General features: G+C 55.2%; 33 protein-coding genes. 32 read left to right on the forward strand and 1 reads right to left on the reverse strand.

All coding sequences use genetic code 11. The features are described from left to right. The first annotated feature begins 11 nt into the window (after positions 1–11). The 32 genes from fusA to bfr all read left to right on the forward strand — a co-directional run bounded on the left by fusA (position 12) and on the right by bfr (position 19,510). Positions 12–2,117, forward strand: a complete 2,106-nt coding sequence (gene fusA, locus IC37_RS24290; protein ID WP_030131211.1) for an elongation factor G — start codon at positions 12–14, stop codon at positions 2,115–2,117. 31 nt (positions 2,118–2,148) lie between these two features. Beyond that, on the forward strand, positions 2,149–3,342 hold the full coding sequence (gene tuf, locus IC37_RS24295) for an elongation factor Tu (RefSeq protein ID WP_030131210.1): 1,194 nt from the start codon (positions 2,149–2,151) through the stop codon (positions 3,340–3,342). A gap of 157 nt (positions 3,343–3,499) precedes the next feature. Continuing rightward, a complete protein-coding gene (gene rpsJ, locus IC37_RS24300; RefSeq protein WP_003186070.1) occupies positions 3,500–3,811 on the forward strand; it encodes a 30S ribosomal protein S10 in 312 nt (103 codons plus the stop codon). Between the two features lie 80 nt (positions 3,812–3,891). Continuing rightward, positions 3,892–4,527: a 50S ribosomal protein L3 gene (gene rplC, locus IC37_RS24305; protein WP_003186059.1), complete on the forward strand. Its 636-nt coding sequence runs from the start codon at positions 3,892–3,894 to the stop codon at positions 4,525–4,527. Between the two features lie 12 nt (positions 4,528–4,539). Continuing rightward, on the forward strand, positions 4,540–5,142 hold the full coding sequence (gene rplD / locus IC37_RS24310; protein WP_003228735.1) for a 50S ribosomal protein L4: 603 nt from the start codon (positions 4,540–4,542) through the stop codon (positions 5,140–5,142). After that, complete coding sequence (gene rplW, locus IC37_RS24315; protein WP_002555488.1) at positions 5,139–5,438, forward strand: 50S ribosomal protein L23; 300 nt, start codon at positions 5,139–5,141, stop codon at positions 5,436–5,438. Before rplD ends, rplW begins: the two co-directional genes overlap by 4 nt. 14 nt (positions 5,439–5,452) lie before the next feature. Continuing rightward, the gene (rplB, locus tag IC37_RS24320) at positions 5,453–6,277 is read left to right on the forward strand and encodes a 50S ribosomal protein L2 (RefSeq protein WP_008030897.1); all 825 of its coding nucleotides are present in this window, start codon (positions 5,453–5,455) and stop codon (positions 6,275–6,277) included. Positions 6,278–6,293: 16 nt separating this feature from the next. Beyond that, positions 6,294–6,569: a 30S ribosomal protein S19 gene (rpsS, locus tag IC37_RS24325; RefSeq protein WP_003232420.1), complete on the forward strand. Its 276-nt coding sequence runs from the start codon at positions 6,294–6,296 to the stop codon at positions 6,567–6,569. 11 nt (positions 6,570–6,580) lie between these two features. Then, a complete protein-coding gene (gene rplV / locus IC37_RS24330; protein ID WP_003103908.1) occupies positions 6,581–6,913 on the forward strand; it encodes a 50S ribosomal protein L22 in 333 nt (110 codons plus the stop codon). 13 nt (positions 6,914–6,926) lie between these two features. Continuing rightward, on the forward strand, positions 6,927–7,613 hold the full coding sequence (gene rpsC / locus IC37_RS24335) for a 30S ribosomal protein S3 (RefSeq protein ID WP_003176422.1): 687 nt from the start codon (positions 6,927–6,929) through the stop codon (positions 7,611–7,613). Between the two features lie 12 nt (positions 7,614–7,625). Beyond that, on the forward strand, positions 7,626–8,039 hold the full coding sequence (gene rplP, locus IC37_RS24340; protein ID WP_007943783.1) for a 50S ribosomal protein L16: 414 nt from the start codon (positions 7,626–7,628) through the stop codon (positions 8,037–8,039). Continuing rightward, positions 8,039–8,230, forward strand: a complete 192-nt coding sequence (gene rpmC / locus IC37_RS24345) for a 50S ribosomal protein L29 (protein ID WP_008030901.1) — start codon at positions 8,039–8,041, stop codon at positions 8,228–8,230. The genes rplP and rpmC overlap by 1 nt, the downstream gene beginning before the upstream one ends. A gap of 2 nt (positions 8,231–8,232) precedes the next feature. Beyond that, the gene (gene rpsQ, locus IC37_RS24350; protein ID WP_003176419.1) at positions 8,233–8,499 is read left to right on the forward strand and encodes a 30S ribosomal protein S17; all 267 of its coding nucleotides are present in this window, start codon (positions 8,233–8,235) and stop codon (positions 8,497–8,499) included. 23 nt (positions 8,500–8,522) lie between these two features. Beyond that, entirely contained in the window at positions 8,523–8,891 is a 369-nt protein-coding gene (gene rplN / locus IC37_RS24355) for a 50S ribosomal protein L14 (RefSeq protein WP_002555479.1), read from the forward strand. An 11-nt stretch (positions 8,892–8,902) separates the two neighbouring features. After that, positions 8,903–9,217 carry a 50S ribosomal protein L24 gene (rplX, locus tag IC37_RS24360; protein WP_003176416.1) on the forward strand — a complete coding sequence of 105 codons (315 nt, stop codon included), beginning with the start codon at positions 8,903–8,905 and terminating at the stop codon, positions 9,215–9,217. A 22-nt stretch (positions 9,218–9,239) separates the two neighbouring features. Next, positions 9,240–9,779, forward strand: coding sequence for a 50S ribosomal protein L5 (gene rplE, locus IC37_RS24365; protein ID WP_003176415.1), 540 nt, complete (start codon positions 9,240–9,242; stop codon positions 9,777–9,779). Positions 9,780–9,792: 13 nt separating this feature from the next. Next, the gene (gene rpsN / locus IC37_RS24370; RefSeq protein ID WP_003176414.1) at positions 9,793–10,098 is read left to right on the forward strand and encodes a 30S ribosomal protein S14; all 306 of its coding nucleotides are present in this window, start codon (positions 9,793–9,795) and stop codon (positions 10,096–10,098) included. 208 nt (positions 10,099–10,306) lie between these two features. Then, positions 10,307–10,699, forward strand: coding sequence for a 30S ribosomal protein S8 (gene rpsH, locus IC37_RS24375; RefSeq protein WP_008065722.1), 393 nt, complete (start codon positions 10,307–10,309; stop codon positions 10,697–10,699). 12 nt (positions 10,700–10,711) lie between these two features. Beyond that, positions 10,712–11,245 (forward strand): 50S ribosomal protein L6, encoded by a 534-nt coding sequence (rplF, locus tag IC37_RS24380; protein ID WP_003176412.1) that lies wholly within the window; start codon positions 10,712–10,714, stop codon positions 11,243–11,245. Positions 11,246–11,255: 10 nt separating this feature from the next. Further along, positions 11,256–11,606 carry a 50S ribosomal protein L18 gene (gene rplR / locus IC37_RS24385; protein WP_003186037.1) on the forward strand — a complete coding sequence of 117 codons (351 nt, stop codon included), beginning with the start codon at positions 11,256–11,258 and terminating at the stop codon, positions 11,604–11,606. 3 nt (positions 11,607–11,609) lie between these two features. Continuing rightward, positions 11,610–12,110: a 30S ribosomal protein S5 gene (gene rpsE, locus IC37_RS24390; RefSeq protein ID WP_003186035.1), complete on the forward strand. Its 501-nt coding sequence runs from the start codon at positions 11,610–11,612 to the stop codon at positions 12,108–12,110. A 2-nt stretch (positions 12,111–12,112) separates the two neighbouring features. Continuing rightward, positions 12,113–12,289: a 50S ribosomal protein L30 gene (gene rpmD, locus IC37_RS24395; RefSeq protein WP_003186033.1), complete on the forward strand. Its 177-nt coding sequence runs from the start codon at positions 12,113–12,115 to the stop codon at positions 12,287–12,289. 3 nt (positions 12,290–12,292) lie between these two features. Then, positions 12,293–12,730, forward strand: coding sequence for a 50S ribosomal protein L15 (rplO, locus tag IC37_RS24400; RefSeq protein WP_007896782.1), 438 nt, complete (start codon positions 12,293–12,295; stop codon positions 12,728–12,730). Further along, complete coding sequence (gene secY / locus IC37_RS24405; protein WP_007896784.1) at positions 12,731–14,059, forward strand: preprotein translocase subunit SecY; 1,329 nt, start codon at positions 12,731–12,733, stop codon at positions 14,057–14,059. A gap of 27 nt (positions 14,060–14,086) precedes the next feature. Beyond that, complete coding sequence (rpmJ, locus tag IC37_RS24410; RefSeq protein WP_002555468.1) at positions 14,087–14,203, forward strand: 50S ribosomal protein L36; 117 nt, start codon at positions 14,087–14,089, stop codon at positions 14,201–14,203. Positions 14,204–14,333: 130 nt separating this feature from the next. Next, positions 14,334–14,690 carry a 30S ribosomal protein S13 gene (rpsM, locus tag IC37_RS24415; RefSeq protein WP_003186020.1) on the forward strand — a complete coding sequence of 119 codons (357 nt, stop codon included), beginning with the start codon at positions 14,334–14,336 and terminating at the stop codon, positions 14,688–14,690. Positions 14,691–14,720: 30 nt separating this feature from the next. After that, positions 14,721–15,110, forward strand: a complete 390-nt coding sequence (gene rpsK, locus IC37_RS24420) for a 30S ribosomal protein S11 (RefSeq protein WP_002555466.1) — start codon at positions 14,721–14,723, stop codon at positions 15,108–15,110. An 18-nt stretch (positions 15,111–15,128) separates the two neighbouring features. Further along, the gene (gene rpsD, locus IC37_RS24425; RefSeq protein WP_003176404.1) at positions 15,129–15,749 is read left to right on the forward strand and encodes a 30S ribosomal protein S4; all 621 of its coding nucleotides are present in this window, start codon (positions 15,129–15,131) and stop codon (positions 15,747–15,749) included. 22 nt (positions 15,750–15,771) lie between these two features. Beyond that, entirely contained in the window at positions 15,772–16,773 is a 1,002-nt protein-coding gene (gene rpoA, locus IC37_RS24430; protein ID WP_003186012.1) for a DNA-directed RNA polymerase subunit alpha, read from the forward strand. A gap of 42 nt (positions 16,774–16,815) precedes the next feature. Then, a complete protein-coding gene (rplQ, locus tag IC37_RS24435) occupies positions 16,816–17,202 on the forward strand; it encodes a 50S ribosomal protein L17 (RefSeq protein WP_007924175.1) in 387 nt (128 codons plus the stop codon). A 239-nt stretch (positions 17,203–17,441) separates the two neighbouring features. Further along, positions 17,442–18,890 carry a catalase gene (locus IC37_RS24440; RefSeq protein ID WP_030131209.1) on the forward strand — a complete coding sequence of 483 codons (1,449 nt, stop codon included), beginning with the start codon at positions 17,442–17,444 and terminating at the stop codon, positions 18,888–18,890. Positions 18,891–19,045: 155 nt separating this feature from the next. After that, a complete protein-coding gene (bfr, locus tag IC37_RS24445; protein WP_030131208.1) occupies positions 19,046–19,510 on the forward strand; it encodes a bacterioferritin in 465 nt (154 codons plus the stop codon). Between the two features lie 157 nt (positions 19,511–19,667). Here the strand turns inward: bfr and uvrA are convergent, their stop codons facing one another. Next, the gene (gene uvrA, locus IC37_RS24450; protein ID WP_030131207.1) at positions 19,668–22,502 is read right to left on the reverse strand and encodes an excinuclease ABC subunit UvrA; all 2,835 of its coding nucleotides are present in this window, start codon (positions 22,500–22,502) and stop codon (positions 19,668–19,670) included. Positions 22,503–22,520: the final 18 nt, after the last annotated feature.

Here is a 22,520-nt window from a genome sequence, read left to right on the forward strand (position 1 = left end):
GCGAGGGCTTTATGGCTCGTACTACACCGATTAACCGCTACCGTAACATTGGTATCGTTGCTCACGTGGATGCTGGTAAAACCACCACCACCGAGCGCGTCCTTTTTTACACTGGCAAAAGCCACAAGATGGGCGAGGTGCATGACGGCGCCGCGACCACCGACTGGATGGTTCAGGAGCAGGAGCGTGGTATTACCATTACTTCTGCTGCTATTACCGCCTTCTGGCAGGGTTCTGCGAAGCAGCACAAGGACCAATACCGCTTCAACGTCATCGATACCCCGGGTCACGTAGACTTCACTATTGAAGTTGAACGTTCCCTGCGTGTACTCGACGGCGCTGTCGTTGTGTTCTGTGGTACTTCGGGCGTTGAGCCGCAGTCCGAAACCGTGTGGCGTCAAGCCAACAAGTACGGTGTTCCACGTATCGTTTACGTGAACAAGATGGACCGTGCCGGTGCGAACTTTCTGCGCGTGATTGCTCAGATCAAGCAGCGCCTGGGTCACACTCCGGTGCCTATCCAGTTGGCTATCGGTTCCGAAGACAACTTCCAGGGTCAGATCGATCTGATGACCATGGAAGCGGTTTACTGGAATGATGCTGACAAGGGCATGACTCCACGTCGTGAAGCTATCCCTGCTGAACTGCAGGAGCTGGCTGAAGAGTGGCGCAGCAACATGGTTGAGGCTGCGGCCGAAGCCAGCGAAGAGCTGATGAACAAGTACCTTGAAGGTGAAGAACTCACTATCGAGGAAATCAAGGCCGCTCTGCGTCAGCGTACTATCGCTGGTGAGATCGTTCTGGCTGTTTGCGGTTCTTCCTTCAAGAACAAGGGTGTTCCCCTGGTTCTCGACGCCGTTATCGACTACCTGCCTGCACCAACTGACATTCCTGCCATCAAGGGTACTGACCCGGATGACGAGGAAAAGCAGATGGAGCGTCATGCAGATGACAACGAGCCGTTCTCGGCTCTGGCGTTCAAGATCGCTACCGACCCATTCGTGGGTACCTTGACCTTCGTCCGTGTGTACTCGGGCGTGTTGGCCTCCGGCGACGGCGTGATCAACTCGGTCAAGGGCAAGAAAGAGCGCGTGGGTCGTATGGTGCAAATGCACGCAAACGCCCGTGAAGAGATCAAGGAAGTGCGCGCTGGCGACATCGCGGCCTTGATCGGCATGAAGGACGTCACCACTGGTGAGACTTTGTGCAACGCTGACAAGCCAATCATCCTGGTTCGTATGGACTTCCCGGAGCCGGTTATTTCGGTTGCCGTTGAGCCAAAGACCAAGGATGACCAGGAAAAAATGGGTATCGCTCTGGGCAAGCTTGCTCAGGAAGACCCGTCTTTCCGCGTCAAAACTGATGAAGAGACTGGTCAAACGATCATCTCCGGCATGGGCGAGCTGCACCTGGACATCCTGGTTGACCGGATGCGCCGTGAGTTCAACGTCGAAGCCAACATCGGTAAGCCTCAGGTTTCCTATCGTGAGCGCATCACGAAGAACTGTGAAATCGAAGGCAAGTTCGTTCGTCAGTCCGGCGGTCGTGGCCAGTTCGGTCACTGCTGGATCCGTTTTGCTCCTGCTGACGAAGGTCAGGAAGGTCTGCAATTCGTGAACGAAGTAGTGGGTGGTGTGGTTCCTAAGGAATACATCCCGGCTATCCAGAAGGGTATCGAAGAGCAGATGAAGAACGGTGTTGTTGCCGGCTATCCGCTGATCGGCCTGAAGGCTACCGTGTTTGATGGTTCCTACCACGACGTCGACTCGAACGAGATGGCGTTTAAGGTGGCTGCTTCCATGGCGACCAAGCAACTGGCCCAGAAGGGCGGTGGTGAGTTGCTCGAGCCGATCATGGCGGTAGAGGTTGTTACGCCTGAAGACTATATGGGTGACGTGATGGGCGACCTTAACCGTCGTCGCGGCATGATTTTGGGTATGGAAGACACGGTCTCCGGCAAGGTTATTCGCGCCGAAGTTCCGCTGGGCGAGATGTTCGGTTATGCGACCGACGTTCGTTCCATGTCCCAGGGTCGCGCAAGCTACTCTATGGAATTCAAAAAATACAATACAGCTCCGTCGCACATCGTCGAAACTGTAACCAAAAAACAAGGCTGATTCAGCCCCTTTAGGCTAGGAGTTAATTGTCGTGGCTAAAGAAAAATTTGATCGTTCCCTTCCGCACGTCAACGTTGGCACCATCGGTCACGTTGACCACGGTAAAACCACTCTGACTGCTGCTCTGACTCGCGTCTGCTCCGAAGTTTTCGGTTCGGCCGTCGTTGAATTCGATAAAATCGACAGCGCACCAGAAGAAAAAGCTCGCGGTATCACCATCAACACCGCGCACGTTGAGTACAACTCCAAGATCCGTCACTACGCTCACGTCGACTGCCCAGGTCACGCTGACTATGTGAAGAACATGATCACCGGTGCTGCTCAAATGGACGGCGCTATCCTGGTTTGCTCGGCCGCTGATGGTCCGATGCCACAAACCCGTGAGCACATCCTGCTGTCCCGTCAGGTAGGCGTTCCGTACATCGTGGTCTTCCTGAACAAGGCTGACCTGGTAGACGACGCTGAGCTGCTGGAACTGGTTGAGATGGAAGTTCGCGACCTGCTGAGCACTTACGACTTCCCAGGCGACGACACTCCGATCATCATCGGTTCGGCTCGTATGGCGCTGGAAGGCAAAGACGATAACGAAATGGGCACCACTGCCGTTCGTAAACTGGTTGAGACTCTGGACAGCTACATCCCAGAACCAGTTCGTCTGACCGACAAGCCGTTCCTGATGCCAATCGAAGACGTATTCTCGATCTCCGGTCGCGGTACTGTTGTGACTGGTCGTATCGAGCGCGGTATCGTTCGCGTTCAAGATCCACTGGAAATCGTTGGTCTGCGTGACACCACCGTCACCACCTGCACCGGTGTTGAAATGTTCCGCAAGCTGCTTGACGAAGGTCGTGCTGGCGAGAACTGCGGCGTTCTGCTGCGTGGCACCAAGCGTGACGACGTTGAGCGTGGTCAGGTTCTGGTTAAGCCGGGTTCGGTTAAGCCGCACACCAAGTTCACCGCAGAAGTTTACGTTCTGAGCAAGGAAGAAGGCGGTCGTCACACTCCGTTCTTCAAAGGCTACCGTCCACAGTTCTACTTCCGTACTACTGACGTGACCGGTAACTGCGAGCTGCCAGAAGGCGTTGAAATGGTAATGCCAGGTGACAACATTCAGATGACTGTTACCCTGATCAAAACCATCGCGATGGAAGATGGTCTGCGTTTCGCTATCCGTGAAGGCGGTCGTACCGTCGGCGCTGGCGTCGTAGCCAAAATCATCGAGTAATCTCTTTGTTGAGATAGCTTCGATGCTTTGAAAAAGCCCCCGCTCAGCGGGGGCTTTTTTATTGGGTTGACACCTATCTGGGGCGTCTATAGAATTGCGCCTCCTTTTAACGGGCGTATTGCGCTCGGTGGGAATAGCAGCCGGAGTCTGAAATCCAATGCAAAATCAGCAAATCCGTATCAGGTTGAAGGCTTTTGACCATCGCCTGATCGACCAATCCACCCAGGAAATCGTGGAAACCGCGAAACGTACTGGTGCTCAAGTGCGTGGTCCAATTCCACTGCCTACCCGTAAAGAGCGGTTCACCGTTCTGGTCTCCCCGCACGTCAACAAAGACGCGCGTGACCAGTACGAGATCCGTACTCATAAGCGCGTTCTGGACATCGTCCAGCCAACGGATAAAACCGTTGATGCTCTTATGAAGCTTGATCTCGCGGCCGGTGTGGAAGTGCAGATCAGCCTCGGCTAAGACTCGGTCTTAGTCGTGTAACGCTCTGAAATGGGCGGCCATAGCGGGTGAAAGCCCCGTACACTCATGAGGTTTACAACATGACTATTGGTGTAGTCGGTCGTAAATGCGGTATGACCCGTATTTTCACCGAAGAAGGTGTCTCCATTCCGGTCACGGTCATTGAGATCGAGCCGAATCGCGTCACCCAGTTCAAAACTGAAGAGACCGATGGCTATCGTGCAGTGCAAGTCACTGTAGGCGAGCGTCGTGCTTCGCGTGTAACAGCAGCTCAGGCTGGCCACTTCGCTAAAGCGAACGTTGCCGCTGGTCGTACCGTAATGGAGTTCCGCCTTGAAGAAGGTGAATACCAGGCCGGCGATCTGATCAACGCTGAAATCTTCGCCGCTGGTCAACTGGTTGATGTAACCGGTCAGTCCAAAGGTAAAGGCTTCCAGGGTACGATCAAGCGTTGGAATTTCCGCGGGCAAGATAACACCCACGGTAACTCCGTATCCCACCGCGTTCCAGGCTCTATCGGCCAGTGCCAGACTCCTGGTCGTGTATTCAAGGGCAAAAAAATGTCCGGTCATATGGGCGCTGAGCGCGTGACCGTGCAGTCCCTCGAAGTAGTGCGCGTGGACGCTGAACGCAATCTGTTGTTGGTCAAGGGCGCTGTTCCTGGCGCTACTGGCGGCAACTTGGTTGTACGTCCAGCAGCCAAGGCTCGCGGTTAAGGGGAAGCTGACATGCAATTAAATGTAAATGACGCTCAAGCGATCGAAGTTTCCGAACTGACATTTGGCGGCGAATTCAACGAGACGCTGGTTCACCAAGCAGTCGTGGCCTACATGGCCGGCGGCCGTCAAGGTAGCAAGCAGCAAAAGACCCGTTCCGACGTTCGTGGTGGCGGTAAGCGTCCATGGCGTCAGAAAGGTACTGGCCGTGCTCGTGCCGGTACTATCCGTAGCCCAATCTGGCGTGGCGGCGGTACCACTTTCGCAGCTCGTCCTCAGGATCACTCCCAGAAGCTGAACAAGAAGATGTATCGCGCAGCAATGCGTTCCATCCTTGCTGAGCTGGTGCGTACTGATCGTCTGGTCGTGGTTCAGGATTTCGCCGTTGAAACGCCGAAAACCAAAGACCTGCTGGGCAAGCTGAACAACATGAGCCTGACCGACGTTCTGATCGTGTCGGACGCTGTTGATCAGAACCTGTACCTGGCTGCTCGTAACCTGCCACACGTAGATGTACGTGACGTGCAAGGTTCCGATCCAGTTAGTCTGATCGCATACGACAAGGTGTTGATCACCGTGTCGGCCGTGAAGAAATTCGAGGAGCTGCTGGGATGAACCAGGAACGCGTATTTAAAGTTCTGCTTGGCCCGCACGTTTCCGAGAAGGCTACGGTTCTGGCAGACAAGAAAGGCCAGTTCGTTTTCAAGGTTGCTACTGATGCAACCAAGCTGGAAATCAAGAAGGCCGTCGAAAGCCTGTTCAGCGTGAAAGTAGAGCGTGTTACTACCCTGAATGTTCTGGGTAAGAGCAAGCGCACTGCTCGCGGTCTGGGCAAGCGTAATGACTGGAAGAAGGCAGTTATCTCCCTTCAGCCAGGCCAAGATCTCGATTTCAGCAGCAGTGCTGAGTAAGGAAGGGGTGCATCATGGCAATCGTTAAATGCAAACCGACTTCCCCTGGCCGCCGTCATGTGGTCAAGGTGGTCAACCAGGAGCTGCATAAAGGCGCTCCTCACGCACCGCTGCTCGAGAAGAAATCGAAGTCTGGTGGTCGTAACAACAATGGTCGTATTACCACTCGTCACATCGGTGGTGGCCATAAGCAGCATTATCGTCTGGTCGATTTCCGTCGCAACGACAAAGATGGCATTCCAGCCACTGTCGAGCGTATCGAATACGATCCAAACCGTACTGCTCACATTGCTCTTATGTTGTACGCAGACGGCGAACGCCGTTACATCATCGCCCCTAAAGGCGTGAACGCTGGCGACCAGCTGATTTCGGGTGCTTTGGCTCCGATCAAGCCAGGTAACCAGTTGCAACTGCGCAGCATTCCAGTTGGTAGTACCGTACACGGCATCGAATTGAAGCCAGGTAAAGGCGCGCAAATCGCTCGTTCCGCTGGTGCTTCGGCTCAGCTGATCGCTCGTGAAGGTGTCTACGTGACCCTGCGTCTGCGTTCTGGTGAGATGCGTAAAGTGCTGGCTGAATGCCGCGCGACCCTGGGTGAAGTCTCGAACTCCGAGCACAGCCTGCGTTCGCTGGGTAAAGCTGGTGCCAAACGCTGGCGTGGCGTTCGCCCAACCGTTCGTGGTGTTGCCATGAACCCGGTTGACCACCCACATGGTGGTGGTGAAGGTCGTACCTCTGGTGGTCGTCATCCGGTATCGCCATGGGGCTTCCCGACTAAGGGCGCGAAGACTCGTGGTAATAAGCGTACCGACAAAATGATCGTCCGTCGTCGCAAGTAAATAGAGGGATACGACAGTGCCACGTTCTCTGAAAAAAGGTCCTTTTATCGATCTTCACCTACTGAAGAAGATCGAAGTGGCGGCGGAAAAGAATGATCGCAAACCGGTGAAAACCTGGTCGCGTCGTTCGATGATCCTGCCACAAATGGTCGGTCTGACCATCGCTGTACACAACGGTCGTCTCCACGTCCCAGTTCTCGTTAACGAAGACATGGTCGGCCACAAACTGGGCGAGTTTGCCGGTACCCGCACTTACCGTGGGCACGTGGCAGACAAGAAAGCCAAGCGTTAAGGGGTTAGGAAATGGAAGTAGCCGCTAAGTTGTCGGGCGCTCGAATCTCCGCCCAGAAAGCCCGCTTGGTCGCCGACCAGATCCGCGGGAAGAAGGTGGGCGAAGCGCTCAACCTGTTGGCTTTCAGCAGTAAGAAAGCCGCCGAGATCATGAAGAAAGTGCTGGAGTCGGCCGTAGCCAACGCCGAGCATAACGAAGGCGCAGACGTTGATGACCTTAAAGTCAGCACCGTTTTCGTCAACGAAGGGCGTTCGCTGAAGCGAATCATGCCACGTGCCAAAGGCCGTGCTGATCGCATCGTCAAGCGGTCTTGCCATATCACTGTCAAGGTTGCTGACAAGTAACGGAGTCGAAGAGATGGGTCAGAAAGTACATCCCATTGGCATTCGCCTGGGAATCGTCAAGGAGCACACCTCCGTCTGGTACGCAGACGGTCGGACTTATGCGGACTATTTGTTCGCTGATCTGAAGGTGCGTGAGTATCTCCAAGACAAACTAAAAAGCGCGTCCGTAAGCCGTATCGATATCCATCGTCCGGCCCAAACAGCACGTATCACCATCCACACCGCTCGTCCAGGTATCGTTATCGGGAAGAAAGGTGAAGATGTTGAGAAACTGCGTCAGGACCTGACCAAGCAAATGGGTGTGCCTGTGCACATCAATATCGAAGAAATCCGCAAGCCGGAGCTCGACGGTATGTTGGTTGCGCAGAGCGTAGCTCAGCAGCTGGAGCGTCGCGTAATGTTCCGTCGCGCTATGAAGCGCGCTGTACAGAACGCCATGCGCATTGGTGCCAAAGGCATCAAAATCCAAGTGAGCGGTCGTCTCGGCGGTGCTGAAATCGCACGTACTGAATGGTATCGCGAAGGTCGTGTGCCACTGCACACCCTGCGTGCCGACATCGACTATGCCAACTACGAAGCTCACACCACTTATGGTGTGATCGGTGTAAAGGTTTGGATCTTCAAAGGCGAAGTAATTGGTGGTCGCCAAGAAGAACTGAAACCACAAGCACCAGCGCCTCGTAAAAAAGCTGCTAAGTAAGGGGTACGCCAAATGTTGCAACCAAAGCGTACGAAGTTCCGCAAGCAGATGACTGGCCACAACCGTGGCTTGGCTCAGCGCGGTAGCAAAGTCAGCTTCGGCGAATATGCGCTGAAGTCTGTAGCTCGTGGTCGTCTCACCGCTCGTCAGATCGAGTCAGCGCGTCGTGCACTGACCCGTCACGTTAAGCGTGGCGGCAAGATCTGGATCCGTGTATTCCCGGACAAGCCTATTTCCAAAAAACCACTCGAAGTTCGGATGGGTAAAGGTAAAGGTAGCGTGGAATACTGGGTTGCCCAGATTCAGCCAGGCAAAGTCCTGTATGAAATCGAGGGTGTTTCTGAAGAGCTGGCGCGTGAGGCATTTGCCCTGGCTGCTGCAAAGCTGCCGCTCGCCACTGCCTTCGTTAAACGGACGGTGATGTGATGAAAGCGAACGAACTTCGTGAAAAAGACGCGCCGCAGCTTAACGAGCAACTGCTCGGCCTGCTGCGCGACCAGTTCAATCTGCGCATGCAGAAAGCAACTGGCCAGTTGGGGCAGTCTCACCTGCTCCGGCAAGTTAAGCGTGACATCGCTCGCGTGAAGACTGTGCTCAAACAGCAGGCAGGTAAGTAATCATGGCTGAAGCCGAAAAAACCGTCCGTACGCTGACTGGCCGTGTTGTCAGCGACAAAATGGACAAGACCATCACCGTTCTGATCGAGCGTCGCGTAAAGCACCCGATCTACGGTAAATACGTTAAGCGTTCGACTAAGCTGCACGCGCACGACGAAACCAATCAGTGCCACATCGGCGACAAAGTCACTATTCGTGAAACTCGTCCTTTGGCCAAGACCAAGTCTTGGGCGCTGGTTGATGTTCTCGAACGCGCTGTGGAAGTCTAAGGACTAGGGGTCGGAGAAATTATATGATTCAGACTCAATCCATGCTCGATGTGGCCGATAACAGCGGCGCACGCCGCGTTATGTGCATCAAGGTGCTGGGTGGCTCCCATCGTCGTTACGCTGGTATCGGTGACATCATCAAAGTTACCGTGAAGGAAGCAATTCCTCGCGGTAAAGTGAAAAAAGGCCAAGTGATGACTGCTGTTGTAGTCCGCACTCGTCACGGCGTACGTCGTGCTGATGGCTCCATTATCCGCTTTGATGGCAACGCTGCTGTTCTTCTGAACAACAAGCAAGAGCCGATCGGCACCCGTATCTTTGGGCCAGTGACCCGTGAACTTCGTACTGAGAAGTTCATGAAGATCGTCTCGCTCGCCCCAGAAGTGCTGTAAGGAGATCCGACATGCAAAAGATTCGTCGTGACGACGAGATCATCGTGATCGCCGGCAAAGACAAAGGTAAGCGCGGTAAGGTGCTTAAGGTTCTCGCTAATAACCGTCTGGTTATCGGCGGTCTGAACCTGGTTAAGCGTCATACCAAGCCTAACCCGATGTCGGGCGTACAAGGCGGTATCGTCGAAAAAGAAGCTCCACTGGACGCTTCTAACGTCGCCATTTTCAACGGCGAAACCAACAAGGCAGATCGCGTTGGTTTCAAAGTAGAAGACGGCAAGAAAATTCGTGTCTTCAAGTCGACCCAAAAAGCGGTTGATGCTTGAACACTGCTAGGTAGATGAGACCATGGCACGACTAAAAGAGATTTACTGGAAAGAAATCGCACCGAAGCTTAAGGAAGAACTTAAGCTTTCGAACGTGATGGAAGTTCCACGCGTTACAAAGATCACCCTGAACATGGGTCTGGGCGAAGCAGTCGGTGACAAAAAAGTCATCGAGCACGCTGTTGCCGACCTGGAAAAGATCACCGGTCAGAAAGTCGTTGTGACTTACGCTCGGAAATCCATCGCTGGCTTTAAAGTCCGTGAAGGTTGGCCGATCGGCGTCAAAGTGACCCTGCGCCGTGAGCGTATGTACGAATTCCTGGATCGTCTGCTGTCGATCTCCCTGCCTCGGGTCCGCGACTTCCGCGGCCTGAATGCCAAGTCCTTCGATGGTCGTGGTAACTACAGCATGGGCGTTAAAGAGCAGATCATCTTCCCGGAAATCGACTACGACAAGATCGATGCTCTCCGCGGTCTGGACATTACCCTGACCACCACTGCCAAGAACGATGATGAAGGTCGCGCCCTGTTGCGTGCTTTCAAATTCCCGTTCCGCAACTGATTGGAGTAGGAAAATGGCCAAGATGAGCATGAAAAACCGCGAGCTGAAGCGTCAGCTCACGGTTGCCAAGTACGCCAAAAAGCGTGCAGCACTGAAAGCTATCATCGTTGATCTGAACGCAAGTCCAGAAGCGCGTTGGGAAGCTACAGTAGCTCTGCAGAAGCAGCCACGTGACGCAAGCGCTTCGCGCATGCGTAACCGCTGCCGCCTGACCGGTCGTCCACACGGCGTTTACCGCAAGTTCGGCCTCGGCCGTAACAAACTGCGTGAAGCTGCAATGCGTGGTGACGTACCTGGTCTGGTTAAAGCCAGCTGGTAAGCAATATCGAAGTCCCGGTGTCCAGGAGCGCGAGTTCCTGACCACCGGTGACCTTGAACTTGAATCAAGCCCCTTTTGGGGCTTGATTCATTTGTGGGGTGTGTCTAGAATACCCGGCTCGCCTGAGCCCGTGCTTTTTTCGCATGGAGTTTCTCGGCGAAGGTAGTAGCCGCAAGGCTTATTTTTTTGTATTAGGAGCGTCTAGCCCATGAGTATGCAGGACCCGTTAGCGGACATGCTAACTCGAATCCGTAATGCCCAGATGGCTGAAAAGTCCGTCGTAAGCATGCCTTCTTCCACGTTGAAGGTGGCTGTAGCTAAAGTCCTGAAGGACGAAGGTTACATCGCGGGTTATCAGATCAGCAGCGAAACAAAACCACTGCTGTCTATCGAGCTGAAATATTTCGAAGGCCGTCCGGTCATCGAAGAAGTGAAGCGCGTTAGCCGTCCAGGCCTGCGTCAGTACAAGTCCGTCGATGATCTGCCAAAAGTTCGTGGCGGTCTCGGTGTGTCTATCGTCTCCACCAACAAAGGTGTGATGACGGATCGTGCTGCGCGCGCTGCCGGTGTCGGCGGCGAAGTTCTTTGCACTGTGTTCTAAGGGGGGATAAGCATGTCACGCGTCGCTAAGAACCCCGTTAAGCTGCCAGCCGGTGTCGAAGTCAAATTCGCAGGCCAACAGCTTTCGGTGAAGGGTGCCAAGGGCACTCTCGAACTGAACATCCATTCGTCCGTTGAGATCGTTGAAGAAGCTGGTGAGCTGCGTTTCGCTGCTCGCAATGGCGATCAACAAACTCGCGCAATGGCTGGTACCACTCGTGCGTTGGTAAACAACATGGTCCAAGGCGTAAGCCAAGGCTTCGAGCGCAAGCTCCAGCTGGTCGGTGTTGGTTACAAAGCGCAAGCAAAAGGCACAGTGCTGAATCTGGCTCTTGGCTTCTCGCACCCAGTGGATTATGAACTGCCGGAAGGCATCACCGCTGAGACTCCTAGCCAGACCGATATCCTGATCAAGGGCATCGATAAGCAGCTGGTAGGTCAAGTGGCCGCCGAGATCCGCGACTTCCGTCCACCAGAGCCGTACAAAGGCAAAGGTGTGCGCTACGCGGACGAAGTCGTCCGTCGTAAAGAAGCCAAGAAGAAGTAGGGCATAGCAAATGACCGACAAAAAAGTTACTCGACTGCGTCGCGCTCGCAAAGCACGCCTGAAAATGCACGAACTCGAAGTCGTGCGTCTCTGCGTGTTCCGCTCGTCGCAGCACATCTACGCCCAGGTCATTTCGGCCGACGGCAACAAAGTCCTGGCAAGTGCCTCGACTTTGGATAAAGAACTGCGTGATGGCGCCACTGGCAACATCGACGCGGCCACTAAGGTTGGCCAGCTGGTCGCTACGCGTGCTAAAGCCGCTGGCGTCTCGCAGGTGGCTTTCGACCGCTCTGGCTTCAAGTATCACGGCCGCGTCAAGGCGCTGGCTGATGCTGCTCGTGAAGCTGGGCTGGAGTTCTAAGTTATGTCAAATAACGACCAAAAGCGCGACGAAGGCTACATCGAGAAGCTGGTTCAAGTTAACCGCGTAGCCAAAACCGTTAAAGGCGGCCGTATCTTCACTTTCACCGCGTTGACCGTGGTTGGTGATGGTAAAGGGCGTGTTGGCTTCGGCCGTGGCAAGTCGCGTGAAGTGCCTGCTGCGATCCAGAAGGCAATGGAAGCTGCTCGCCGCAACATGATCCAAGTTGATCTGAACGGCACCACTCTGCAGTACGCGATGAAGTCCGCTCACGGCGCTTCGAAGGTGTACATGCAGCCTGCTTCTGAAGGTACCGGTATCATCGCTGGCGGCGCTATGCGTGCTGTCCTCGAAGTTGCTGGCGTTCAGAACGTTCTGGCCAAGTGCTACGGCTCGACTAACCCGGTAAACGTGGTTCACGCCACTTTCAAAGGTTTGAAAGCTATGCAGTCTCCTGAATCCATTGCCGCCAAGCGTGGCAAAAGCGTCAAGGAGATCTTCTGATCATGGCTACCGTTAAAGTTACGCTGATCAAAAGCATGACCGGCCGCATCCCTAACCACAAATTGTGCGTTAAGGGTCTGGGTCTGCGTCGCATCGGTCACACTGTAGAAGTACTTGATACTCCCGAGAACCGCGGGATGATCAACAAGGCTTACTACATGCTGCGTGTCGAGGGTTAATCGATGAAACTCAATGATCTGAGTCCAGCGCCGGGTTCCCGTCGCGAAAAGCATCGTCCGGGCCGTGGTATCGGTAGTGGTTTGGGCAAGACCGGTGGCCGTGGCCACAAAGGTCAGTCCTCCCGCTCCGGTGGCACCATTGCTCCAGGCTTTGAAGGCGGTCAACAGCCGCTGCATCGTCGCCTGCCGAAGTTCGGTTTCGTTTCCCTGAAAGCCATGGATCGCGCAGAAGTGCGTTTGTCCGAGCTGGCTAAAGTGGAAGGCGACATCGTCACCGTGCAGTCCCTGAAAGATGCCAACGTGATCAACGTCAACGTTCAGCGTGTGAAAATCATGCTGTCCGGCGAAGTTACTCGCGCTGTCACCATCGGAAAGGGAATCGGCGCCACCAAAGGTGCGCGTGCGGCTATCGAAGCAGCTGGCGGCAAGTTCGAGGAATAAATGGCTAAGCAAGGTGCTCTCTCTGCGCTCGGCAAAGGCGGTATGTCTGAACTCTGGGCTCGTCTGCGTTTTCTATTCTTGGCGATTATCGTCTACCGAATAGGCGCACACATCCCGGTTCCAGGTATCAACCCGGACCGACTCGCGGACCTGTTTCGACAGAATGAGGGGACCATTCTTAGCTTGTTCAACATGTTTTCCGGCGGCGCGCTGGAACGGATGAGCATCTTTGCACTGGGGATCATGCCGTACATTTCGGCATCGATCATCATGCAGCTGATGACCGCCGTCAGCCCGCAGTTGGAACAGTTGAAGAAGGAAGGTGAAGCTGGGCGTCGCAAGATCGCTCAGTACACCCGCTACGGCACTGTCGTCCTCGCTCTCGTTCAGGCAATTGGCATGTCCATTGGTCTGGCAGGGCAGGGCGTTGCGTTCACTGGTGACTTTGGCTTCCATTTCGTCGCGGTATCCACGTTTGTGGCTGGTGCGATGTTCATGATGTGGCTGGGTGAGCAGATTACTGAGCGTGGTGTTGGCAACGGTATCTCGATGTTGATTTTCGCAGGTATCGTCGCCGGTCTTCCGAGAGCAATCGGGCAGTCTTTCGAGTCTGCACGTCAGGGTGACATCAACATTTTCGCCCTGGTTGCCATCGGTTTGCTGGCAGTAGCGATTATCGGTTTCGTGGTGTTCATTGAGCGTGGCCAGCGTCGTATTGCTGTTCACTACGCCAAGCGTCAGCAGGGCCGTAAGGTCTTTGCTGCGCAGACTAGCCACTTGCCGTTGAAGGTGAACATGGCCGGTGTTATTCCGGCCATTTTCGCGAGCAGCATTTTGCTGTTCCCGGCTTCGTTGGGTACCTGGTTCGGTCAGTCTGAAGGTATGGGCTGGCTGCAGGACATCTCGCAGTCGATCGCTCCTGGTCAGCCGTTGAATATTCTGCTGTTTAGTGCAGGGATTATTTTCTTCTGCTTCTTCTATACGGCGTTGATGTTCAATCCGAAAGACGTAGCGGAAAACCTGAAGAAGTCCGGTGCCTTTATTCCGGGCATCCGTCCGGGTGAGCAGTCTGCGCGCTACATTGATGGCGTTCTGACTCGTTTGACCCTGTTCGGTGCTCTATATATGACGGCCGTGTGCTTGTTGCCCCAGTTCCTGGTGGTTGCAGCAAACGTTCCGTTCTACCTTGGCGGGACCTCGTTGCTGATCGTCGTCGTGGTTGTGATGGACTTCATGTCCCAAGTACAATCGCACCTCGTTTCGCACCAGTACGAATCCCTGATGAAGAAAGCCAACCTGAAGGGTTACGGCAGCGGCATGTTGCGCTGAGTACCCATAAGGTTCGAGGAGTTGGTGATGAAAGTTCGTGCATCGGTGAAAAAGCTGTGCCGTAACTGCAAAATTATTCGCCGCGAAGGTGTTGTTCGAGTAATTTGCAGCGCGGAACCGCGTCACAAACAGCGCCAAGGCTGAGTGTGATTGTGCTTCAAGCCCGGCAGCTAGTGCGCTGCCGGGTTGATTATTTGTTATTACAGCGATATTATCTCGCGCCCTATTTCTTGGCTTCCGGGGCGTAGGTAGCTGTCAATTGGAGTCCCACTGAATGGCCCGTATTGCAGGCGTTAACATTCCAGATAACAAGCATACTGTTATCTCGCTGACCTACATCTATGGTGTTGGTCGCACTACTGCACAGAAAATTTGTGCAGTGACTGGGGTAAACCCAGCCGCAAAGATCAAAGATCTGAGCGACGAGCAGATTGAACAGCTGCGTGGCGAAGTGGCGAAGTTCACCACTGAAGGTGACCTGCGTCGCGAAATCAACATGAAAATCAAGCGTTTGATGGACCTCGGTTGCTATCGCGGTCTGCGTCATCGTCGTGGTCTTCCAGTGCGCGGTCAGCGTACCAAGACTAACGCGCGTACCCGTAAAGGTCCGCGTAAGCCGATCCGCAAGTAATCGCCCCAGCGAATCGACAGGAAATTAATCATGGCTAAACCTGCTGCTCGTCCTCGTAAAAAAGTTAAAAAGACAGTGGTTGATGGCATTGCCCACATCCATGCTTCTTTTAACAACACAATCGTGACCATCACCGACCGTCAAGGCAACGCTCTTTCCTGGGCTACCTCCGGTGGTTCGGGTTTCCGCGGTTCCCGCAAGTCCACCCCGTTCGCTGCTCAAGTAGCTGCTGAACGTGCTGGTCAAGCTGCGCTGGAATACGGCCTGAAAAACCTCGACGTTAACGTCAAAGGTCCAGGCCCAGGTCGTGAATCCGCAGTCCGCGCTTTGAACGGCTGTGGCTACAAGATCGCCAGCATCACCGACGTGACGCCAATCCCGCACAACGGGTGCCGTCCGCCGAAGAAGCGCCGCGTGTAATCCAGGAGATTGTAAAGAATGGCTCGTTACATTGGTCCAAAATGCAAACTCGCTCGTCGCGAAGGCACCGATCTCTTTCTGAAGAGCGGCGTGCGCGCGATCGAATCGAAGTGCAACATCGAAGCAGCACCTGGTATCCACGGCCAACGCCGCGGTCGCCAGTCCGATTACGGCACCCAACTGCGTGAAAAGCAGAAGGTCCGTCGTATCTACGGCGTTCTCGAGCGTCAATTCAGCGGCTACTACAAAGAAGCTGCTGGCAAGAAAGGTGCAACCGGTGAAAACCTGCTGCAACTGCTCGAATGCCGTCTGGACAACGTTGTATACCGTATGGGTTTTGGCTCTACTCGTGCCGAATCCCGTCAGCTGGTATCGCACAAGTCGATCAGCGTTAACGGTCAGACCGTAAACGTTCCGTCTTACCAGGTTCGTGCTGGTGACGTGGTCGCAGTTCGCGAGAAAGCAAAGAACCAACTTCGCATTGTCCAAGCTCTCGATCTGTGTGCCCAACGTGGCCGCGTAGAATGGGTAGAAGTAGACACTGAGAAGAAGTCGGGCGTTTTCAAGAACGTTCCTGCTCGCAGTGATCTGTCCGCCGACATCAACGAAAGCCTGATTGTCGAGCTCTACTCCAAGTAAGGGCTAGAAAATAGGTGCATCCATGCAGATTTCGGTAAATGAGTTCCTGACACCCCGCCATATTGATGTGCAGGTTGTCAGTCCAACCCGCGCCAAGATCACTCTCGAGCCTCTCGAGCGTGGTTTCGGCCACACCCTGGGCAACGCGCTGCGCCGCATCCTGTTGTCCTCAATGCCCGGCTGTGCAGTAGTCGAGGCCGAGATTGACGGTGTACTCCATGAGTACAGCGCCATCGAAGGCGTACAGGAAGACGTAATTGAAATCCTGTTGAACCTTAAAGGTCTGGCTATCAAGCTGCACGGTCGTGACGAAGTTACGCTGACCTTGTCGAAGAAGGGTTCGGGGGTGGTTACCGCTGCCGATATTCAGCTGGATCATGATGTCGAGATCGTTAACCCCGATCACGTAATCGCTAACCTGGCGTCTAACGGCGCCCTGAACATGAAGCTCACCGTAGCTCGTGGTCGTGGTTATGAACCGGCAGACTCGCGTCAGAGCGATGAAGACGAAAGCCGCAGCATCGGTCGCTTGCAGCTTGACTCTTCGTTCAGCCCGGTTCGCCGTATCGCATACGTGGTGGAAAACGCCCGTGTCGAACAGCGTACTAACCTGGACAAGCTGGTTATTGATCTGGAAACCAACGGTACCCTGGATCCTGAAGAGGCTATCCGTCGTGCTGCAACCATTCTGCAACAGCAGTTGGCTGCGTTCGTCGACCTCAAAGGTGACAGTGAGCCAGTGGTTGTCGAGCAGGAAGACGAGATCGATCCGATCCTGCTTCGCCCGGTTGACGATCTGGAACTGACTGTACGTTCGGCTAACTGCCTTAAGGCGGAAAACATCTACTACATCGGTGACCTGATTCAGCGTACCGAAGTAGAGCTGTTGAAGACTCCGAACCTTGGCAAGAAATCCTTGACTGAAATCAAGGACGTTCTAGCCTCCCGCGGTCTGTCCCTCGGCATGCGCCTCGACAACTGGCCGCCTGCAAGTCTTAAGAAGGACGACAAGGCGACTGCCTGATCGTCGTAATCACCGAACGTAGTGTTTGGTAAGGAATGAACCATGCGTCATCGTAAAAGTGGTCGTCACCTGAGCCGCACCAGCTCGCACCGCAAGGCCATGTTTCAAAACATGGCGGTGTCGCTGTTCGAGCACGAGCTGATCAAAACTACACTGCCAAAAGCCAAAGAACTGCGCCGCGTTGCTGAGCCGCTGATCACTTTGGCCAAGACAGACAGCCTGGCTAACCGCCGTCTGGCTTTCGACCGTACTCGTTCGAAAGCTATCGTTGGTAAGCTCTTCAACGACCTGGGCAAGCGTTACGCTACCCGTGAGGGTGGCTACCTGCGCATCCTCAAGTGCGGTTTCCGCGCTGGCGACAACGCGCCTATGGCGTACGTCGAGTTGGTTGATCGTGCTGTCGGCGGTGAAGCTGTATCCGCTGAGTAAGACGTCAGTCTGAAACAAGAAACCGGGCCTAGTGCCCGGTTTTTTGTGCCTGTAAGAAACGCGCTGTACGTACAAGCTTCAAACCTTTTTCGGTATGCACTATATGCGTGGGGTTGATCATTAGAAATTTTCTATTGATGTCTGCAAGTTAATGAATTTGTAGCTGTCATTTGGATGATCAATACTTCCCGCCAAGCCGATTCGCCGGCAGTTCAAGACTGACAGAGGAAGAAGATCGCATGAGCCAGAATAAAACGCTTACGACCGCCAGTGGCGCTCCTGTCGCCGACAACCAGAATTCCCGTTCCGCCGGCCCCCGTGGCCCTTTACTGCTCGATGATTTCCACCTGATCGAGAAGCTTGCGCACTTCAACCGTGAAAACATCCCTGAGCGTCGAGTACACGCCAAAGGCTCGGGTGCTTACGGTACGTTCACTGTGACTCGAGATATCACTCAGTACACCAGCGCCAAGCTGTTTGAGTCCGTCGGCAAACAAACCCCGACATTCTTGCGTTTCTCTACCGTAGGTGGCGAACGCGGTTCGGCCGACACCGAACGTGATCCCCGCGGTTTTGCCCTGAAGTTCTACACCGAGGAAGGCAACTGGGACATCGTCGGTAACAACACGCCGGTGTTTTTCATTCGTGATCCGCTGAAATTCCCTGACTTTATCCATACCCAGAAGCGCCTGCCGCAAAGCAATCTGAAAAGCGCGCAGGCGATGTGGGATTTCTGGTCGCATTCGCCCGAGGCGCTGCACCAAGTCACCATTTTGTTTTCGGATCGCGGCATTCCCGACGGTTATCGCCATATGCACGGCTTCGGTAGCCACACCTACAGCTTGATCAGCGCCAATGGCGAGCGTCACTGGGTGAAGTGGCACTACAAAACCAGGCAAGGGATCAAGAACCTCGCGCCGGCAGAAGCGGCGCGCCTGGCGGGTACCGACCCGGATTACGCACAACGTGATCTGTTCGGCGCTATTGAGCGCGGTGACTTCCCGAAATGGAGTGTCAACATTCAGATCATGACCGAAGCCCAAGCCGCGGCTCATTACGAGAACCCGTTTGACGTGACCAAAACCTGGTCGCAGAAAGAGTTCCCACTGATCGAAGTGGGCGAATTGGAGCTCAACCGTAATCCGCTGAATTACTTCGCTGAAGTCGAGCAAGCGGCGTTCGGTCCGAGCAACATGGTCCCGGGTGTTGGTCTGTCGCCTGACCGCATGCTGCAAGGTCGCGTGTTCGCTTACGCTGACGCTCACCGCTACCGTGTGGGGACCAACCACCAGCAACTGCCGGTGAACGCGCCTCGCAGCCCAGTCAACACTTACCAGCGCGACGGCTCCATGGCGTTTGGCGCCAATGGCGGCGCAGCGCCAAACTACGAGCCGAACAGCTACGTAGAATCACCGAAACAGGCACCGCGCTACACGGAACCTGCCTTGGCCTTGAGTGGTGCGGCTGATCGTTACGATCATCGTGAAGACACCGATTACTACAGCCACGCCGGTGCGTTGTTCCGCTTGATGAGCGATGAGCAGAAAACTCTGCTGATCAACAACATTGCTGGCGCAATGGCTGGTGTTTCCAGCGATGTGGTTGATCGCCAATTGCAGCATTTCTTCAAGGCCGACCCGGCGTATGGAGAAGCAATCGCAAAGGCGCTCAACGTACAGCTTAACTAAGTCTAAACGATAAGCAGAACCGCCCTCATTTGGGCGGTTTTTGCGTTATTTAAACTGGTTTTCTCAGAATATCTTCGCTTTTGTGGCGTAGGGCGAGTGACCTTCCGGTCAGGTTGGTTCAAACTACAGACTTTCAAGCAGGGAGATGTAGGGCGATGCAAGGTCACCCAGACGTAATCGATTACCTCAACACGTTGCTGACAGGCGAACTGGCCGCGCGTGATCAATATTTCGTGCACTCGCGGATGTATGAGGACTGGGGTTTCACCAAGCTCTACGAACGAATCAACCATGAGATGGAAGAAGAAGCAGGGCACGCTGATGCGCTGATGCGCCGGATCCTGATGCTTGAAGGCACGCCACGCATGCGTGCGGACGATCTCGATGTTGGCACCACGGTGCCAGAGATGCTCGCCGCTGACCTGCGACTGGAATACAAAGTTCGCGCAGCTCTCTGCAAAGGCATCGAGCTTTGCGAGCTGCACAAGGATTACGTCAGCCGCGAGATCCTGCGCATTCAGCTGGCCGATACCGAAGAAGATCACACCTACTGGCTCGAGAAGCAGTTGGGTCTGATCAAACTGATTGGTCTGGAAAATTACCTGCAATCGCAGTTCTGATGCTGTTGTAGGAGCGAGGCTTGCCCGCGAAGGGATCGCCGCGGTGCATCAGCCAGACCGAGGTGAGGCCTTCGCGGGCAAGCCTCGTTCCTACAGAAGCGTACAAAAAAGCCCCTGTCACTGTTGAAAGTGACAGGGGCTTTTTCATGGGGCAAGGTCAGGCCCGATCACGCTCCAGCAGCGGTTTGAGATAGAAGCCGGTGTGAGACTGACTCATCTCGGCGACTTCTTCCGGTGTACCGACGGCAATGATCTGTCCGCCTTTGGAACCACCTTCCGGCCCCAGGTCCACCAACCAGTCGGCGGTCTTGATCACATCCAGGTTGTGCTCGATCACTACCACGGTATTGCCGTGGTCGCGCAGACGATGCAACACGTCGAGCAGTTGCTGGATATCCGCAAAGTGCAGGCCCGTGGTCGGCTCATCGAGGATGTAAAGCGTCTTGCCGGTATCGCGCTTGGACAGCTCGCGAGACAGTTTCACCCGCTGGGCTTCACCGCCGGACAGCGTCGTCGCCGATTGCCCCAGCTTGATGTAGGAAAGACCTACGTCCATCAAGGTCTGAAGCTTGCGCGCCAAAGCTGGAACTGCATCGAAGAACACCCGCGCCTCCTCGATGGTCATCTCGAGGGTTTCGTGGATGCTCTTGCCCTTGTACTTGATCTCCAGGGTTTCGCGGTTGTAGCGCTTGCTCTTGCAGACGTCGCACGGGACATAGATGTCCGGCAGGAAGTGCATTTCTACCTTGATCAGGCCATCGCCCTGGCAGGCTTCGCAGCGCCCGCCCTTCACGTTGAAGGAGAAACGCCCCGGCCCGTAACCACGGGAGCGGGATTCCGGCACACCGGCGAACAATTCGCGAATCGGCGTGAACAGTCCGGTATAGGTCGCCGGGTTGGAGCGAGGCGTGCGACCGATCGGGCTCTGGTCAATGTCGACGACTTTATCGAGATGCTCCAGACCTTTGATGCTCTCGTGAGCAGCCGCTTCCAGGGTCGTTGCCCCATTGAGTGCAGTAGCGCTCAAAGGAAACAGTGTGTTGTTGATCAGCGTCGATTTGCCCGAACCGGAGACACCGGTCACGCAGGTCAGCAGACCGATCGGGATCTCCAGGTCAACGTTGCGCAAATTGTTGCCGCGAGCGCCTTTGAGGGCCAGCGACAACTTCTTGTTACGCGGAGTGCGTTGAGCTGGAACTGCGATTTTTACACGGCCCGACAGGTATTTGCCGGTCAGCGAATCAGGGTGAGCCATGACCTCGGCCGGCGTCCCTTCAGCGACGATATGCCCACCGTGCACACCCGCGCCCGGGCCGATATCCACCACATAATCGGCCAGACGAATCGCGTCTTCGTCGTGCTCGACCACGATCACCGTGTTGCCGATATCGCGCAGATGCTTGAGGGTGCCCAGCAACCGGTCGTTATCGCGCTGGTGCAGACCGATCGATGGCTCATCGAGGATGTACAGAACCCCCACCAAACCGGCGCCAATCTGACTGGCCAGACGAATTCGCTGGGCTTCGCCGCCGGACAGCGTATCGGCACTGCGATCCAGGGACAGGTAGTCCAGGCCAACGTTGACCAGAAACTGCAGCCGCTCACGGATTTCCTTGAGAATCTTGTCGGCGATCTCGCCGCGGCGGCCGGTCAGTTTCAGCACGCCAAAATATTCACAGGCGTCGCCAATCGGCAGATTGGTTACCGCGGGCAATGTCTTCTCGCCAACCCACACGTGCCGCGCCTCGCGACGCAGACGGGTGCCGCGGCAATCCGGGCAGGGTTGGGTGCTGAGGAACTTGGCCAGTTCTTCACGGACCGAAGCCGATTCGGTTTCGCGGTAGCGGCGTTCCAGGTTCGGCACGATGCCTTCGAACGGGTGCGAACGTTTGACGATGTCGCCACGGTCGTTCAGGTATTTGAAGTCGACGTTCTGCGAGCCACTGCCGTGCAGGATGAATTTCTGCTGATCGGCCGGCAGGTCATTGAACGGCACTTCAAGGCTGAATTTGTAGTGCGAGGCCAGCGACCCGAGCATCTGGAAGTAATAGACGTTGCGCCTGTCCCAGCCGCGAATAGCGCCTTCGGCCAGCGTCAGTTCACCGTTCACCAGTCGTTTGGTGTCGAAGAACTGTTTAACCCCCAGACCATCGCAGGTCGGGCAGGCGCCGGCCGGATTGTTGAAGGAAAACAGCTTGGGCTCCAGCTCGCTGATGGCGTGGCCGCAGATCGGACAGGCGAAGCGCGCAGAGAAGATGATTTCTTCGCCGGGCTCGTCATCCATTGGCGCCACAAGAGCGATACCGTCCGCCAGTTTCAGCGCGGTCTCGAACGATTCGGCCAAGCGCTGTTGCAGGTCGGCGCGGACCTTGAAGCGGTCGACCACGACATCGATCGAGTGCTTCTTCTGTTTATCCAGCTTCGGCAACTCGTCCAGCTCGCAGAGCCTGCCGTTGACGCGGGCCCGCACAAAACCCTGAGCGCGCAGTTCTTCGAAGACCGAGAGGTGCTCGCCTTTACGCTCGCGGATCACCGGCGCTAACAGCATAAGCTTGCTGCCCTCCGGTTGTGCCAGCACCAGGTCGACCATCTGGCTGACGGTCTGGGCTTCCAGCGGAATGTCGTGATCCGGGCAGCGCGGAATACCGACGCGAGCGTAGAGCAGGCGCAGGTAGTCGTAGATTTCGGTAATGGTGCCGACCGTCGAGCGCGGGTTGTGCGAGGTCGACTTCTGTTCGATGGAGATCGCTGGCGACAGACCTTCAATGGTGTCGACGTCAGGTTTTTCCATCATCGACAGGAACTGCCGGGCGTAAGCCGACAGCGATTCGACATAACGGCGCTGGCCTTCGGCATACAACGTGTCGAAGGCCAGGGACGACTTGCCGGATCCGGACAGGCCGGTGATGACGATCAGCTTGTCCCGTGGCAGGGTCAGGTCGATGTTCTTCAGGTTGTGGGTTCGGGCCCCACGAATCAGGATCTTGTCCAAAGTGGCCTCGCTCGGCGG

The sequence above is a fragment of the Pseudomonas sp. QTF5 genome (genome assembly GCF_000512695.2).
Classification (GTDB): Bacteria; Pseudomonadota; Gammaproteobacteria; order Pseudomonadales; family Pseudomonadaceae; genus Aquipseudomonas.